Genomic DNA, 15,447 nt, shown 5'->3' with positions numbered 1-15,447 from the left:
GAACTTTATTAATATGAAACGGTGGCTCTGCGAAACTGTTGAGCATCAATCCCTGGCAGTTGAGCCGAGAAGAGCGGGGCCGTAGTGTCGACCAGTTGTGAATCGGCAGGGTCTTCCGAAGCTGGCCCGGCAAAAGTGACTTCGCCGAACAGGACTCCCTGAATCGATGTGGGTTCCTCTGGCAGCAATTGAGGAGTCTGGCCAGCCAATCCATCCCACAGGCAGATTGTCGGGTGTCCGACCAGAATCGTCCCTTCGCCAGAGATCCGCACAGCGTTTTTCCAATCAGCGCGCAATTCCGAAGCTGTTCGCCAGCGGAGGATGGCCGCATATTCATGGGCAGGTAACCAGACGGTATCGATCGCTTCGATTTCGATGGGTGTGGAACCAGTCTGACTCGCCAATTCGCCCTGACAATCAAGCCAACTGGTTGTGCCCCTCAAAGTGCAGCGATTCACTTGCAGCAGAAACTCACTGCGACGAGTTGATTTTCCCAAAGAGACCAACGCTGCAGACTCGCTTTGTAATACCTGGGAGCAAACGACCTTTCGAGGTGTTTCCGCAGCATAGAGCAGAGTCGCCGAGCCCGATTGCAGCACCCGTTCAAACTGGGCCACACCACCAGTGGCATCTTTTTGCTCGGGTGGTCTCCAGGCAATAGCGGCACGGGCTGGCCCCGCAGGATCCTTCGGCAGGATGAATTCACAATCGGTGACCGTGAGATTGCGAGCACGCAACGTGATGAGTAATCGGGAAGCGTCTTCCTGCGAAACATCTGGCTTGAAAAGAAAACGAATTCCTCGCAGATGCAGCGTGTCTGCCGTGATCTTGAGTGGTTCGTGACCGATGACAATCTGTGGTGTTACGCCTGGAGCCGCCTCAAGAGTGAGATCCCCGACAAATGAAATCTCGGCCACTTCATAGCTCGTCGATTCATTGAGCAGCAGGCTCCCTGTCGACGACGGGACAGGAAGTGGTTTGCCCGGGATAATCGCCGTGTGTGCTGAGAGCCGGAGATACGATTGCTGTTGACCGGACGTTATCGGGACAACAGAGGTTGTTTCCGGGGAAGCAACTGTGGCCGCCTGTTGTTGAACAGCGTTCTCCTTGGCAGGAATGGCCAGTAGCCAGAGATGATCCCAATGGTTGCGGGTGGCTGTGAACAGCACGCCAACCGCGACCAGCAATACGGCTGCAGCCCACAATCCCCTCGATACGGCGGGTTTGGGATGAGTTTGATCAAAATGGGGGACGGTCTCCCGAAACGATTTTTCGAACCGACTGAGGATGCTGGCATGCCCCGGGCCCCAAAGTTCGAGTCCCTCGCGAATGGAAGCGGGCCGGTCAGCAGGATTCTTTTGCGTCAGCAAAGCAATCGCCTTTGCCTGTTGGGGAAGAACTTCAGGGGCAATCTCGGCAATATCAGGTATGGCTCGTTGCCGATGAGCCGCCACACGTTGAAAAAGATCTCCCATCAGAAAAGGGGGCCGTCCTGCCAGAAGTTGCCAGCAGAGACATCCTGCGGCATAGAGATCGCTTTGAGCCGAAGGCGCTGCCTGGTGAGAGAATCGCTCGGGTGCCGCAAGGTCCAGGACGGCCGGGTGCGGAGTATCGTGCAGATTCAGCACTGGAGTCAGGATCCCCCCGATCCCCGGATCGACGAGGACGATCTTCCTGCTGGAAGAAGAGAGACGGAGATTTTCCAGGCGAAGGGCACCTTCCGAAAATCCAAGACTCTCCAGTGTCGCCAGGGCTTGCAGCAACTGGTGGCCAATCGCCTGCACAACGGCTGCAGGGAAACGGCCACGACGGACCAGAAGTTCCGTCAAAGGTCTGCCTTCCACGAAAGGGCTGATGACCGCCAGTCCCGAGGAATGCTCCCGAGTTGCCTGGGTTGTTCCAACTGAAGGAGGAACTGTTGAACTCCAGTCACCCATCCGAAAAACCTCTTGCGGACAGGCGATTGTCGAAGGATCCACGGTGAATTTCGCGGGTTGTTGTCGAGAACTCATCGGCGAGGCCAGTGCCGCGACGAGTCGCTGCAAAGCCTGTTCGATGCGTTGCAATTCGTTGACATCAGCGTGGATCACACGAAGGGCGACGCGCGCTCCATCGGTGATGCGGTGCGCTTCAAAGACTTTGGGGGAACGATGCTGCCCCAGAGGACGCCTGAGAAGATAATTCCCAACGAATAACGAATCGGTTTGTCGGGCCTCAATGCGCTCGGCCTGCCAGGCCGTCAGCAGCTTGCGACGCACGAACTCATTGAGATACAGGCCATCAAATGCCGGGAGGTCATCTGACAGGCGTTGCATCACTCGACGCGAGATCACCAGCGCACTGGCTGAGGAAATTCCCAGCCGCTCAAGCTGCATGAGGAGATCGCTGGATGGCGGTTCTCGCACGAGGTGGATTCCTTTCCACAACTCAACCTGTCGATCAATTGAAGTTCAACTGGTGGTCAAGACTCCAGCGGCTGACGAGTTGATTTTTGGCCGATCACAATCATTTCCGCCAGCAGGAGCAGGGCAGATGCTGTGGTCGCAAGACCCACCAGACCTGCCAGTGCTGTTGACCAGTAGGGAGTCACCAACCCAGGTATGGTGTAGTCCGGCAGCCATGTTTCCCATGTCTGTGCACTTGCGAGAAAACCGGCAATCTCGCCGGTGGCTTCAAGACCATCGGGCAGGATCGAAGCTGTGGGAGTCAGTGGCAGGATACATAGAGCCAGCACAAACAGAATGCGGACTCGAGTTGTGGCTTCATAGGGCAGCACGATGGCAGCCAGTAAAGTTGTGATCATTCCTTCGCCAAGAGCAATGGGGACATGCGTCTGCAGGAGCAGAAGAGCCGTCTGTGTCCCGTTGATCGTGGCTGTTGCACCCAGAGCCAGTTGCACACCCAGTGCCAGGACCGCTGCCATGACACTCAGGGCCGAGACCGAGAACCAGGTCAAGGCACGCAGAGCCAGCGATCCTGTTGCCGAAGCTGGGAGCTTCTGCAGCATGAAGGCTGTGATGGCCACAGGGATCACTCCCATGTTGAGAATGTTGATACCTAAAGCCGAAAGTCCGCCGTCTCCAAAGAGGCTGGCCTGAATCGTCAGAATGACGGCCATGATCAGACAGGCTGCCCAGGGGCCCAAGAGAATCGTCGCCAGGGCTCCGCCCATCAGATGGCCGGAAAAACCCTGACCAGGGATTGCGAAGTTGCACATCTGCATGGCAAAAATCGCACATCCCACACCTGCGGCCTGCAGGATGGACGGAGTCGCTGTGGGTTGACGGAGAAGTTCTTTCCGCCAGTTCCATAAACTGAAGGCGACTGCAGCACTCGCGAGGGGAACAGTGCTCAGGCACAGCAAAGGAGAAAGAACACCATCTGGAACATGCATCGCGAATTGATCCGTCTGAAAGAATGGCAGGCTTCTGAATGAATTCTCATCAACCAGGCAATGATGTCATTACGACCGCTAGAAGATATCAGGAAGCTCAGAACTCTGGAAGCACTCCCTATGCTGGAAGCCACTGCCCTCGATCAGCATACTGTGCTTGGAGGCCATGGGCGCTTGATCCCTCAACTCCCTTTGATCCCGAATCTACTGTTGATCCCTCACCTGTTGGAGTAGGCACGTTTGAATTTCACGGCTGATGAACAGATCGAGTGGGAACGCTGGCGGCGGCTGAAAGAATTGCCCAAGATTTTTCAACGCCTGGCGGAAATCGAAGGGCCAGAGTTTCGACGTCAGGAACTTTTGCGGAGAGAGTACCCCGCCGAACTGGTGACATTAGCCATGCTGGTAGCTGATCTGCGGCAACGGGCTCAGGGACGTTTTGAATTGGCCTCCAGGCTCTGGTTTGACCGGAAATCGCTCGAACAGACCACAACGGAAGCGATTGCCAGGCATAAAGCCAGGCGATTTCCTGTGGGCGAAACAGTGGTTGATTTATGCAGTGGAGCCGGCGGAGATGCGATCGCCCTGGCAGCACGCGGCCCCATTGTGGCTGTCGATTCCAATCCTCTCCAACTGGTTCGACTCCAGTGGAATGCCGAGGTCTATGGCGTCGACCAAAAGATCGAATTTCAGCAGGGTCTGGCCGAGACAATCGACATCTCGAACAAGTGGGTTCACATTGACCCGGACCGTCGGCCCGATCTGTTGTCGAAAGGTCTCAGTGGACGAATTCAGCGAATAGAGGATCTCGCACCACCACTCGAAGTACTGCAGAACATCATGCAGCAATCGCGTGGAGGTGCCATCAAGCTTTCACCCGCCAGCAACTTTGGTGGTAAGTTTCCCGATGCCGAAATTGAACTGATCAGCCTCAGTGGAGAATGCAAAGAAGCTACGGTCTGGTTTGGGGAGTTAGCCGGAGAAGCCCCTTTTCGCGCGACCATCTTGCCCGAAGGTGCCAGCCTGGCCGGTCACCCGCTCAGTGTGATGACTCGGGTTGAACCACCAGGACGCTATATCTTTGATCCGGATCCGGCCGTCGTGCGATCTGGCTTAGTTGATGTGATGGCAGATCAGTTGGATCTGTGGCGATTGGATGACGCCGAAGAGTATCTGACGGGATCTGAGCCCACACTGAGCCCGTTTGTGCAAACGTTTGAAATTGAACAGATTGTGAGCGGAAACGAGCGAGAATTGAAAGCGGCTATTCGAGAACGTGGTTATCGCGAACTGGAGATTAAGTGCCGCCATGTTCGCGTGGATGCCAATCAACTGCGGAAGAAACTCCCTTTAGGGAACGGGCCTGCCGGTGTTCTCTTCGTCGCTCGTATTGCCGGGAAGACCAGCCATGTTCTGGCGCGTCGCTTAAGTTATCGCAGCCAGTCGGCTGTCTCGAAGGTCTAGCAAATTCTGCGATGGAAAACAGCAACGCTGCAGTCTGGTCATCCATGACTGCAGCGTTGGAAATTCTCGCAATGAACTTCAGGACATTCAGCGAAAACTATTCCTGAGGAGCGACATCGCGGAAGCTGAAGAAAGCAAATGGCTGCAGTGTCGTGGGTGGCAAAGGCTTGGGCGCGAGTTGAAATGGATAGCGATAGGCGACCACTTTGCCGGTCGTCATTTCACCGATGTAGACGACACCCGTCGAAATCTGTGGCCCACCTCGTGTGGTGAGATTTCCGTCGCCAGACATGATGACGAACTGAGGCTTGGCCGCTGGGTCGAGACCAAAATCAGCGGCAATACTGCGGAAGTAAAAGTTCGTGAATTGTGCCGACTGCTGGTTCAACAACGCACCCACCAGTCGGCCTGTCAGAAAATCGAGGACAAAAATGGTATCCGGGTTCTGAAAGCCGGTGGTGGCTGTCGTGATGGCGAATTTATCCGTGCGGTCTGTCCCTCGAGCCTGCACCTGTTCAGCAGGCCAGAATGAAGAGATGGCCATTCCCAGAAAAATTCCTGCAACCAGCCAGGGGAGTTTGTTGGAGGCAGCAGGGCGGGACGGGGCCGGATCATTGAACAGCATCATATTAGGAGGACTCCATAGTGACGGGGTGTATCGAGAACTCAACTGAGAAATGACAAAGGCAATATACTCACAACATGGTCGAGCTGGAAACTATGAATCTGCATGGAATTCTGGGGCTTTTGGAGGACTAGGCAGAATTCACGGCCCTCAGAGAAGGGAACTTTTACCTAACGAACGATCCAGCTCGTATCGCGGTTGAGCAATCCGCGATGGCGGATCATTCAAGGCAAGTCGGCACGATGCAGGCTGACCTGTGGCGATTGTTCTCGCTGAAAGATATCCTGCGAGAGCTTCTGTAGATTTCAGTCCCTCGATCGATTGCCCGACAATTTCGCGGCAGGAATGGGAAGTCGGTCGTGGAGTGGGTGCAGGGCCTGATGGCATTTTGATTCTCCCGGTTTTGATTCTCTCAGCACGGAAAGACCAGAAACATGGACACCACGAATGGCAGCTTGAATCGTAAACTCCGGATGGCCCTGGTGGGTGGGGGTTCGGGATCATTTATCGGTCGTGTGCATGCAACGGCTGCTGTCCTCGACAATCGGGCTGCCCTCGTGGCGGGAGCTTTGTCTTCAGACCCCATTCGGGCCAAGTCTTCGGCAGCCGGTTATGACATTCCACAAGATCGGGCTTATGCATCCTATCAGGAGTTAATCGACAGTGAGCTGGCCAAACCAGCCACGGAACGCATTGACTTTCTAACGATTGCGACACCGAATCACATGCACTTTCCCGTCGCCAAGGCGGCTGTCGAAGCGGGTTTCAATGTCGTCTGCGACAAGCCAATGACATTCGATCTGGCTCAGGCCGAAGAGTTACAGAAGCTTGTCGAAAAGTCGGGTGTTGTCTTTGCTGTAACCCATAATTACACGGGGTATCCGCTGGTGCGTCAGGCCCGCGAAATGGTGCAGAATGGGGAGTTGGGTGAGATTCAGTGTATTCGCTCCAACTACATTCAGGGCTGGTTGCGAACCCGGCTGGAAGCTTCCGATCAGAAGCAGGCCGCCTGGCGGACTGACCCTACACGATCAGGTGCTGCTGGCTGCTTTGGTGATATTGGTACTCATGCCTATAACCTGGGTCGATATATTTCGGGATTATTGCCCAGGCAGATTTCCTGCCACCTGAGAACCTTCGAAACAGGTCGCGCTCTGGACGATTACGGTCACGCGGTGATTCAGTTTGAAAATGGTGCTCTGGGGACAGTTACAGCCAGCCAGGTGACCCATGGACGGGAAAATGATGTGACGATTGAAGTTGACGGAACCAAAGGTGCGATTCAGTGGCGGCAGGAAAATCCCAATGAATTGATTGTCCGTCGCAACGGGTCGGCACACCAGATCTACACCCGAGATCCGAATGCTCCGTATCTCCTGCCCCTGGCAAAGTCCTCCTGCCGACTCCCCAGTGGGCATCCCGAAGCCTTTTTCGAGGCTTTTGCCAATATCTATCGTGCCGCATTCGATGCCATGATTCTGCGAATCGAAGGCAAATTTTTTGAGACGAAAAATACGATTTACCCGAACGTCTACGACGGTGTCGAAGGGATGTATTTCATTCAGCAAAGTGTGGCCAGCAGCCGCGAAAATGGTGCGTGGCTACCTTTGCAGCATCAGGCTGCCCGTAAGTAAGGCACCCAAGTCGACAGTTGTCAGGTTTTATGAGGTCGGCAGACACTCATCGAAATGAAGCACATCACAGCCGCCTGTGTGACAAACCCGTTGCACAGGCGGCTTTTATTATCAAGGAGCATGGAGAAAGGAATCGCATTCAATATTCAGAACAAATGCGGAACTCAGAATCTGATGTTCACTGGCATGGATTTCGCCTGATGGAGACAGATCCGGGGTGAAAGGCGACTCTTTGTGTGAATTTGTCAATGAGTTATTCGTTTTGCACAGGGGCGATAAGGCAATGGACGAATTAGGCGATTCACTGAGAGTGTCAGCACTCAGGCTTCTGTGAACCTGTGACAGTCGAAACGAGTCACGTAACTGTTTCGACTGAACCGTTGATGCCGTGCGTATTCGTCGATTAAAATTTTAGTGCGAATGTGTACAGATTTTGATTGAAAACCTGGAGTCAGGTTGGCAGATTACTCAATTCAGAAATCGATCGTATTGCGGTTTGTTTGGTTGTCTTACGAAATTCTTGACGTTCATTGAGGTATGGGGATTGGGCTATGAAAGTCCGTGTGACCTGTCAGTCATGTTTTCAACCCTTTATGGTGGCTGAAGAAAAACTGGGGAAAAAGGTTCGCTGCTCGCAATGCAATGAAGTGACAATTGCCAGCGCCAGCGGTCGTTCCGGTGGAAAATCTTCTGGAGGTAATGGCGTTCCGGTTCCTGTTGTGGTGGGTGGCGGCGTCGCTCTGGTGGTTGTAGCTGCCGTTGCTGTACTGGCACTTCGCGCCAATCCAGTTCCTGTGAATCCGGCACCAGCAGTTGCTGCCACACCCTCCCCGGCGACTGCTGGATCCGCGGTACCGATTGTGGCGTCATCGGGGGGGACTTCTCCTGTCCCTGTGACATCGACCCCCGCGAGTACATCAACTTCGGCAGGGAGTACTCCTGCAGCCACCACTCCTGTGGCCGAAACGACCGCCATGGCAAGTGGCTCGACGACTCCACCGGCTCACACACAGTCTGCTCCTGCAGCCACTTCACCGACACCGATGCCTGCCCCAGCCGGTGAGGCTGGATCTGGAGGTAACGCGGCCGTGGCAGATGCGGCTCCAGGTAATGCCGCGGCTGGGGGGAGTGCAGCTACGGGGGGAAGCGCTGAAAAATCGGCAGTCGCCTCGACCTCGGGGACACCTGCGGCAACTGGCAGCGCAGGAGGAGATGCCTCGACCGATGCCAAAGCCAAGATCCGAAAGTCGGATTTTGATTTGCCATCAATCACCAAACTGGAGCTTCCCGAGCTGATCAAGCGAGTCGAGCCCTCTGTGGTTGTGATTACCACCAGCGGTAAAGATGGTGGGGGGCAGGGAAGTGGTTTTGTCATCGATAAAGAAGGGACTGTCGTTACCAATGTCCATGTGATTCAGGGGGCCAGCAAGGCCACGGTCCGCCTGGCCGATGGAACCAAAGGAGAAGTCACGGGGGTCAAGCTGTTGATTCCCACGAAAGACATTGCCATTGTGACCGTCAACCTGCCCGTCGATAAGCTCCATCCGCTGCCTGTCAGTAAATTGATCCCTGACAAAGGGATTTCGACGGCGGCGTTTGGTGCACCGATTGGTCTCTCATTTACGGCGTCTGAGGGGATTATCAGCAGTATCCGTAAAGCGGATGAACTTGATTCCAGCACAAAAACTGAAGGGATGTGGCTCCAGACGACTTCGCCAATCTCTCCAGGGAACAGCGGTGGCCCGCTGGTCGATATGTTTGGCAGTGTGGTTGGGATGAATACGATGCAGTATTCGGTCGGCCAAAACCTGAACTTTGCCATCTCTTCCAAAGACATTTATGAGGCGATGGATGCAGCACCGGAGAAAAATAAGCCTCTCGATGCCGTGCCCGAACTCCAGGAGAAACCTTCGATCGCCCAGCAGCGTCTGGCTGCGAAGAATGAGATTGGCACAGCCCGTGGTGCCAGGCTCTTTGCGAACGTGACGGAAATCTTCCCCATCAATATGGCTCGCTACCGGGCTGTGATCCTCGATCCAACGGGAAATATCTGGGGGCGAATTGTTCAGAGATCAGAATCAATTGTTGAGAAGTGCGGCATTGATCTTTCGTTCGTCGATGATCCCTCCGACGATGCCTCGGTCATGCTCGTACATCTCGATTTAAGGCGTTCTCGCAAAGGGGGAACAAATTCCGGGACACAAGAATTGTTTGTGCGGGCCGAGTTGATCGTGTTCGACCAGGAAGCTGAACGCCGGGTGGATAAGCTCAACGTCGTGTGGAAAAACGAGATGTCTCTGGGAACGATCAGTGCTCAGGCACTTGCGACAGGCAACTTCCCGCGTGGGGCGAATGAGAATCTCACGAAGTTCTTCGCGACCTTCCAGACGGCATATCAGAAAGCTCAGAGAGATGCCAAGAAAGCGGAAGAGGAAAAGTCCGGAGAAAAGTCAGATGAAAAATCGGGAGACAAATCGGGGGAGAAATCGGGAGAGAAATCTTCCGGTGACGATAAGTCATCTGCTGATACAAAGCCTGAGGTGAAACAGGATTCTTAATTCGATTCGCAGACATTGACTGAAAAATGAGATCACCGCCTGGAACTGCTTTTCCAAGCGGTGATTTCGTTGGCTGTTGTCTTTCTGAGGCTTTTCAGAGCCGTTCAGTCTTGAAGTTTGGCGTGAGGATGTGCCTGCTGATAGGTATCTTTCAAGCGTTGAGTGCTCACGTGTGTGTAAATCTGCGTGGTTGTCAGACTTTTATGGCCCAGCATCTCTTGAACCGCCCTTAAATCGGCACCACCGTCGAGCAGATGAGTGGCAAAGGTATGTCGGAGTGTATGAGGTGAAATCAACTGATCGAGTCCAGTCAATTGAATATACTTTTCGAGCATCCGGCCCACACTGCGGGTCGTGAGTCTGGTTCCAAACCGATTGAGAAAGAGAGCGTTTTTCAATTGGGGGGGAGCCGCCTCTTCTGGCTGACGGACAGCCACCCAGTTTTCGAGGGCTTTTGTCGCGTGCTTACCTAAAGGGGCAATCCGTTCCTTTTTGCCCTTACCAAACACATGGAGAATCTGGGCATCCTGATCCCAGTCGTCGAGATTCAAGCCGACGAGTTCTGCCACGCGAAGACCCGCTGAATAAAAGGTTTCCAGAATGGCGCGGTCTCGCAGTCCATCAACCTCATTGGCCGGAGGTGCTTCGAGGAGTTTGACAATCTGTTCAGTCGTCAGGAATTTGGGCAGCTTGCGGCCCACTCGAGGTGTGCGCAGGGCCTTGGCGGGATTTCCTTCGACTAACTGCTCACGCTGGCAGAAGCGGAAGAACGATCTGAGTGAAGCCAACCTTCGGGCAATTGTCGTTTTGGCATAGCCGCACTCGTTCAGGTAAGCGACATACCCTCGCAGCTCGGAGATCCCCAACTGTCCAGGTTCTGTGATGTGGCCCACCCGTTCAGTGAGATAGTCATGCAGGCTGCCGAAATCTTCTGCATACGATTTCAATGTCAGCTCAGAAGCATTTCGTTCGATCTGCAGGTACCGCAGAAATCGGTCTTCAGCCGCATGCATAGGGCGTCTCAACAAGAAGTTGATCACAGGCACCTGAATGAATACCTGACGAACTCGGGTGCTATTCGGTCATATGTTTTGACCAGCGGTGGGTCGCGGTATGTGGCCCTTTAAGTGTTGTCTGCTGGCCTCGTACCTTTTCAGCCAGAATGGCTGCGTCGTACCAGGTGAAATCCAGATCCGGGTCACTGGCGTACTTGCCAAGCTGGTCAATTAACTGCTCAATGCTCTGCGGGTCGTATAGAAATACATAGCGTTCATCCCCTTTGACCATGGCCAGAACATGCAGTGATTTCGACATTCCTTGAGCTTTCGCGGAAGGTGCAGCGATCACAAGAAGGACACAAAATCGAACGGTCTGTTCGAAATGCCCCTTCTGTCCTATCGGCGAATCAGCTCGGGGGATATTGGAGATTTCAAGAGTTTCAACCAGTTTTATGTGGTAAACCTCAGGTCATCCCGCGGCTCAGCTCAACAGGTTTCCCGATGCGAAAGACCCTGATTTATTTGTACTTACGCTTTTTGACCACGATCCTTCGACGGGCTTCTCCGCCGTGCAGTTGCAGCATTTCGACAATCATCAGATACGATGTGAAGCGAATGAAATCGTCACTGCGCTGCAGATAAGCCTCCCAGCCACCGGCCCTGAGGTCGCCACTCAGTTCGACATAATCCCGGAGATTGGCAACCACCCGGCTGTCGGCTCCGTCGAACAATCGTGTGTAAGACATCAGTGGTCGCGTGGGATCAAACGTCGGCATACTCACAGGCATAGGCGCGGCGTAGGACATGTCGTTGCTGAGTTGGGACTCTGGCGATTGTCCTCGTGTTTGAGCTTCCGGAGACAGCAAAGGGGCAGGGCCTGACGTCGTCGGCGGAACTGGCTCGCAGGTTTCGCTCTCACTCCATGGCCAGAAGGATGATTTTCCCGACTTTTTGCTTTCTTTAAGAGCTTTGCGTTCGGCTTTCTGGGCATCGAGAACGGCTTTACGAGCCGAAGGATCAACCGGTGGGCCAGGTTCGAAAGTCCATGGTTTCGCCGAGTACCAGGAAACCTGCAGGCCGACACGTGGCGGGTAATATGGCGAATAATCGGTCACAGCTCCTACGACCACGGCATCCACATGCAGCAGTTCACTGAGCTTCAGGACGTCGAGGGGGCTATCCATTTCGAGGCGATTCTGGCGGATGGCCTGTTCGGTGATCCCGACAGGCACGACTTGAAAACCCGGAGTTTTCTGCAGTTCTGCAAAGTAGGCGAGTGCAAATTGTCGCCCATCAACCACAGGTTCCTGACTCACATTGAAAAAGGGAGCAATCGCCACAGTGGTGAGCCCCACGATGGGATTGGTGACCCCCACTTCTATCATCACACAACCAGCGGCAGGAAGAGCCATCATTCCTAACAGCCATTCTCGGCGAGTCAGGCTCATGCCAGATTCTGGCGGCAGGCACGAAGGGGCTGGAGCACTCATTTTCAGATGAGCCGCCTCAGCCGATTGGGAATCGATAGGTTCTTTTGCCACTCTGCCAGCACTCCTTGGCAGGAGAATCGGCATATTCGTTACAGCCCCATCAATCCTGCTCAGGATTTGCCAGCTTCCATAACGAGAAACTTGAGAAATCGGCAAAGTCAGCCGTCAGGCAGAATCAGTAAAACTTAGGAAGGCCATCCGGGAGTCTTATGGGCAGTGGCAAACCTGGAGGTGATAGTGACTTACCTGAGATGACTTCGATCAGACTGGGTTCAGGCGAGGTCATCCAGACGGTGCATGATGACGCATTTCCATCCTGTGGCGTAGGTTTCGAAACCACGGGATGTGGAAAAAGCCAGTAGCGTGCGTTCGCCATCGATGATGAATTCCTGAAAGCCCCGCGATCGACTGAGGAATTCCCGACCGGCCAACAAATTCAGGGGTTCACCGACTGACTGTCTTTTGGAATCTGCCAGAATCATGTCGTTCTGGTCAATCAGCAGGCAGCGGGTTCTTTGCATCTCATCATGATCGAGGGGCAAGTCTTCGACGAGCTTCTGGCCCAGCGACTCCCAATCAAACAGGGCACCAAGCACGCCCAGAGGTTTACCATTCAATTGGCCGTCTTCTCTCACAACCCCGGCATAAACCAGCACTTTCCTGTTCGATACCAGATGGGAATGATGCACAGATTCGAAGGCAAATTCAGTGGCATCCCGCGTTTCTATAGCTCGTCGGAACCAGGGTGATTGCCTGCAGATCATCCCTTGAGAACAGAACTGGGCAGGCCGACCATGGGCCACGACTTGTCCAGAAAGATCACACAGAACCAGATCAATGTAGACTGTATAGGAGTCAAGAATCACCCCCAGTCGCCGACTCGCATGGGTAAACCCCTGCTGCGAAGACTGACCGAAGGCATTCACGAGACTCTCATCAGCGGCCCACCAGCGGCAATCGCAAGTCCGCTCGTACAAATTGCGGTCGATCACATCAATAATGTGGTCGGCAATGCTGGTCAGTTTTTCGCCCTGCATTTTCGTGCCCAGGCAAGTACTGATGCGTGCCAATTCACTCAGTGCCGCCCCGGTACGTTCTGAAAGAGTGCGGGCCACGGTCGTGGTTTTGCCAGAAAGGTCCTGAATCGCCTGGGCCACAACTCCAAATGCAGCTCCAATGCGGCCCCCCGCACGAGCTGCCTCAATTCGGGCATTGATCGATAAGAATCGCGTTTCATCATTCAGAGTGGCGATTTCTTGCGATGCATTTCCCAGATGCCCGAGAATTTCCTGTGCTAATTCAGCAATTCGGCTGGGGCTGGAAATCTCGTTGGCTGGAGAATCCCCCGATAGATTCTCAAGCGTGGTTGTCTGGAACTGCGTTGATGAGGCAAGGCTTGTGTACATTTGGATTCACTCGAGCTTGTCTCTAAACAAATGGCCCAAAGAAATGCAGTGATTTCGCTGCACGTTCGCAAATGTCGGCAGAAAGTGCTGGTTCTCTTCAAGTCTTGCCTAATCTGTGGCTGAGTTCTGAAAGGAAGATGACAGTGAACAGGGTTTTAGCGGTCGCAACGAATGACCCTTTTCTGATTTGATGACTCAGACGTTTCGTTTGCATGCTTGAAGAAATCTAAAGCTGGTGTTTACCGTGCGTTGCACGCATAATTGCCGTTCAGCAAAGGTTTGCGCCGTCTTCCGTCACGGGCCGGGGGATGAAAGAACAGAGTTTCAGTCGGGAGAACAGAGCCACCCATGACGTCCAGGCCTCGACGAGGAACGATCTCAGTGGCCCTCGTCGGGATCGGTGAACTCTGGGAGAGCCGAGTAAAACCAGCGATCCAGGAATTTCGTGATCGAGTTAAAATCGCGGGCGTTTTTGATGAAGTGCGCACGAGGTCGGTCGCCGTCGCCTCAGAATTTAAGGCCGATTGCCTTCCCTCGATCACTGCTCTTTCAGAAAGACCAGACATCGATGGTGTGATTATCTGTGATGCTGGCTGGATGAAATCCAGCATCATCGAACTGCTGACCATGCGGAGAAAAGATTGCCTGATCTTTGACTGGGAACGGTTAAGTGAGGCTGAGCTTCAGCGAATTGCAGAACTGGCCGACGATATCGGCACCACCTTGATGGTCGATTTTGAAGCCCGTTTTCAGCCAGTTCTCCGCCGTTTAAGAGAACTTTCAGCAACCGAACTGGGTCCCGCCCGGCACATCGAGATTTTTCTCCCCGCAATTTCATCAGATCGAGAGGCTCGCCACCAATATCTGGCTGAACGCGAATTGATCGAATGGCTCGATGCTTCGCAGGTGCTGTTTGGCCGAACGCCTCACGCTCTTGTCGCCAGGCGCGATTCTTTCATGCTGGAAAAGACTCCATCCGCTGTACCACAACTCCTGAGTGAAACTGCAAACGCAGAGAAAGAATTGTGGTGGCCCTGGTGGGGCAGGGAAGGGAGCCACTTATCAGCGATGTTTCGGCCTCCAGCGCCGTCATCAAAACCAGCCAGAGATACTGGTGAAGATGCGGGAAAAACGGCAGCCCCTCTCAGCCTGACCTTTCGGAGAGAAGTTGTAACATCATATGGCGAATTATCTTGTGACGAAAAAAGACGGCCTGAGATTCGAGCTCGGCTCACATTTGCCAATGGTGTTTCTCAATTTTCCTCAACGACAGAACTGACCTGGACTCCTCAGGCTGGAGTTGCGAATTGTGAGGATCTGAGTGGCGAGCGCCCGGCACATGTCCTGATGCTTGATCAGTTTATCCGCAGATCGATTGGGGGATTGCTCCCCGTCCCGGAGTTAAGCCAGATCCTGCGCTTCCGGCAACTTCTCAGAAATCTCTCCTGGGAATCTCAGGAACTCCCGAACCACTGATGCCCATTTGCTTTCTGTTCTTTCTGTGTACAAGGCAATGAGCAGGGTGGTTTCTCGAAGCCGTTTGGCTGAAATGATTGAGCTGCCAAGGGTGAATATTCATTTTTTCCGGCATACTCATTACGAGAAGTCGCACAAACGCATACGGCATGATCTGCAGTAGGTTTTGCCGGGAAATCGCAAAACTTGGCTGTACGCTGGACAGTCGGGGGAGCAGTCAGCAAAATGCGGTGGTCCGAAGAAAACATTCACTGATGGCGACACTGGTGAATTGGAATTCGGGCGTGTAGCTCAGTTGGTTAGAGCGCAGCCCTGATAAGGCTGAGGTCCGTGGTTCGAATCCACGCACGCCCATCAGAAGTTGTTTCGGTGACTTCTGAGTCAGATTTGATCGAGCAGCCT

The 15,447-nt window shown here is 53.8% G+C and carries 12 protein-coding genes and 1 tRNA gene; 5 read left to right on the top strand and 8 right to left on the bottom strand.

Annotated features, from left to right (window positions below; translation table 11 throughout):
- Window positions 1–8: 8 nt before the first annotated feature.
- Both A6X21_RS01760 and A6X21_RS01755 read right to left on the bottom strand, forming a co-directional pair.
- On the bottom strand, window positions 9–2,405 hold the full coding sequence (locus A6X21_RS01760; RefSeq protein WP_068845641.1) for a serine/threonine protein kinase: 2,397 nt from the start codon (window positions 2,403–2,405) through the stop codon (window positions 9–11).
- Between the two features lie 56 nt (window positions 2,406–2,461).
- Window positions 2,462–3,394, bottom strand: a complete 933-nt coding sequence (locus tag A6X21_RS01755; RefSeq protein ID WP_068845640.1) for an energy-coupling factor ABC transporter permease — start codon at window positions 3,392–3,394, stop codon at window positions 2,462–2,464.
- A gap of 240 nt (window positions 3,395–3,634) precedes the next feature.
- Between A6X21_RS01755 and A6X21_RS01750 the strand changes: the two genes are divergently transcribed.
- On the top strand, window positions 3,635–4,858 hold the full coding sequence (locus tag A6X21_RS01750; RefSeq protein WP_068845635.1) for a THUMP-like domain-containing protein: 1,224 nt from the start codon (window positions 3,635–3,637) through the stop codon (window positions 4,856–4,858).
- 97 nt (window positions 4,859–4,955) lie between these two features.
- Here the strand turns inward: A6X21_RS01750 and A6X21_RS01745 are convergent, their stop codons facing one another.
- On the bottom strand, window positions 4,956–5,486 hold the full coding sequence (locus A6X21_RS01745; protein ID WP_068845634.1) for a hypothetical protein: 531 nt from the start codon (window positions 5,484–5,486) through the stop codon (window positions 4,956–4,958).
- 147 nt (window positions 5,487–5,633) lie between these two features.
- Window positions 5,634–5,870, bottom strand: a complete 237-nt coding sequence (locus tag A6X21_RS01740) for a hypothetical protein (protein WP_068845633.1) — start codon at window positions 5,868–5,870, stop codon at window positions 5,634–5,636.
- 47 nt (window positions 5,871–5,917) lie between these two features.
- Between A6X21_RS01740 and A6X21_RS01735 the strand changes: the two genes are divergently transcribed.
- Together A6X21_RS01735 and A6X21_RS01725 are read left to right on the top strand one after the other, a co-directional pair.
- Window positions 5,918–7,117, top strand: coding sequence for a Gfo/Idh/MocA family protein (locus tag A6X21_RS01735; RefSeq protein ID WP_205847371.1), 1,200 nt, complete (start codon window positions 5,918–5,920; stop codon window positions 7,115–7,117).
- Window positions 7,118–7,668: 551 nt separating this feature from the next.
- Window positions 7,669–9,675 carry a S1C family serine protease gene (locus tag A6X21_RS01725; RefSeq protein WP_068845631.1) on the top strand — a complete coding sequence of 669 codons (2,007 nt, stop codon included), beginning with the start codon at window positions 7,669–7,671 and terminating at the stop codon, window positions 9,673–9,675.
- Window positions 9,676–9,779: 104 nt separating this feature from the next.
- Here A6X21_RS01725 and xerC read toward each other — a convergent pair whose 3' ends face one another.
- The 4 genes from xerC to A6X21_RS01705 form a co-directional block, all read right to left on the bottom strand.
- Window positions 9,780–10,688, bottom strand: a complete 909-nt coding sequence (gene xerC, locus A6X21_RS01720) for a tyrosine recombinase XerC (RefSeq protein WP_068845629.1) — start codon at window positions 10,686–10,688, stop codon at window positions 9,780–9,782.
- A 61-nt stretch (window positions 10,689–10,749) separates the two neighbouring features.
- Window positions 10,750–10,989, bottom strand: a complete 240-nt coding sequence (locus A6X21_RS01715) for a hypothetical protein (protein ID WP_013110602.1) — start codon at window positions 10,987–10,989, stop codon at window positions 10,750–10,752.
- 202 nt (window positions 10,990–11,191) lie between these two features.
- Complete coding sequence (locus A6X21_RS01710) at window positions 11,192–12,214, bottom strand: hypothetical protein (RefSeq protein WP_131818138.1); 1,023 nt, start codon at window positions 12,212–12,214, stop codon at window positions 11,192–11,194.
- 221 nt (window positions 12,215–12,435) lie between these two features.
- Window positions 12,436–13,569: a methyl-accepting chemotaxis protein gene (locus A6X21_RS01705; RefSeq protein WP_068845625.1), complete on the bottom strand. Its 1,134-nt coding sequence runs from the start codon at window positions 13,567–13,569 to the stop codon at window positions 12,436–12,438.
- 348 nt (window positions 13,570–13,917) lie between these two features.
- Between A6X21_RS01705 and A6X21_RS01700 the strand changes: the two genes are divergently transcribed.
- Both A6X21_RS01700 and A6X21_RS01695 read left to right on the top strand, forming a co-directional pair.
- Window positions 13,918–15,045 (top strand): Gfo/Idh/MocA family oxidoreductase, encoded by a 1,128-nt coding sequence (locus tag A6X21_RS01700; protein ID WP_068845623.1) that lies wholly within the window; start codon window positions 13,918–13,920, stop codon window positions 15,043–15,045.
- A gap of 280 nt (window positions 15,046–15,325) precedes the next feature.
- Window positions 15,326–15,399, top strand: a tRNA-Ile gene (locus A6X21_RS01695).
- Window positions 15,400–15,447 lie beyond the last annotated feature (48 nt).

Origin of the sequence: Planctopirus hydrillae (genome assembly GCF_001707835.1) — a bacterium.
Classification (GTDB): Bacteria; Planctomycetota; Planctomycetia; order Planctomycetales; family Planctomycetaceae; genus Planctopirus; species Planctopirus hydrillae.
Note: the sequence above shows the minus strand (reverse complement) of the source record. Positions and strands in the feature narration are given on the sequence as shown.

Bases quoted from the DNA above. Each gene is read 5' to 3' on its own strand.
- A6X21_RS01725 (WP_068845631.1), top strand. From the start codon at position 7,669: ATGAAAGTCCGTGTGACCTGTCAGTCATGTTTTCAACCCTTTATGGTG.
- A6X21_RS01735 (WP_205847371.1), top strand. From the start codon at position 5,918: ATGGACACCACGAATGGCAGCTTGAATCGTAAACTCCGGATGGCCCTG.
- A6X21_RS01740 (WP_068845633.1), bottom strand. From the start codon at position 5,870: ATGCCATCAGGCCCTGCACCCACTCCACGACCGACTTCCCATTCCTGC.
- A6X21_RS01715 (WP_013110602.1), bottom strand. From the start codon at position 10,989: ATGTCGAAATCACTGCATGTTCTGGCCATGGTCAAAGGGGATGAACGC.
- A6X21_RS01705 (WP_068845625.1), bottom strand. From the start codon at position 13,569: ATGTACACAAGCCTTGCCTCATCAACGCAGTTCCAGACAACCACGCTT.
- xerC (WP_068845629.1), bottom strand. From the start codon at position 10,688: ATGCATGCGGCTGAAGACCGATTTCTGCGGTACCTGCAGATCGAACGA.
- A6X21_RS01700 (WP_068845623.1), top strand. From the start codon at position 13,918: ATGACGTCCAGGCCTCGACGAGGAACGATCTCAGTGGCCCTCGTCGGG.
- A6X21_RS01745 (WP_068845634.1), bottom strand. From the start codon at position 5,486: ATGATGCTGTTCAATGATCCGGCCCCGTCCCGCCCTGCTGCCTCCAAC.
- A6X21_RS01755 (WP_068845640.1), bottom strand. From the start codon at position 3,394: ATGCATGTTCCAGATGGTGTTCTTTCTCCTTTGCTGTGCCTGAGCACT.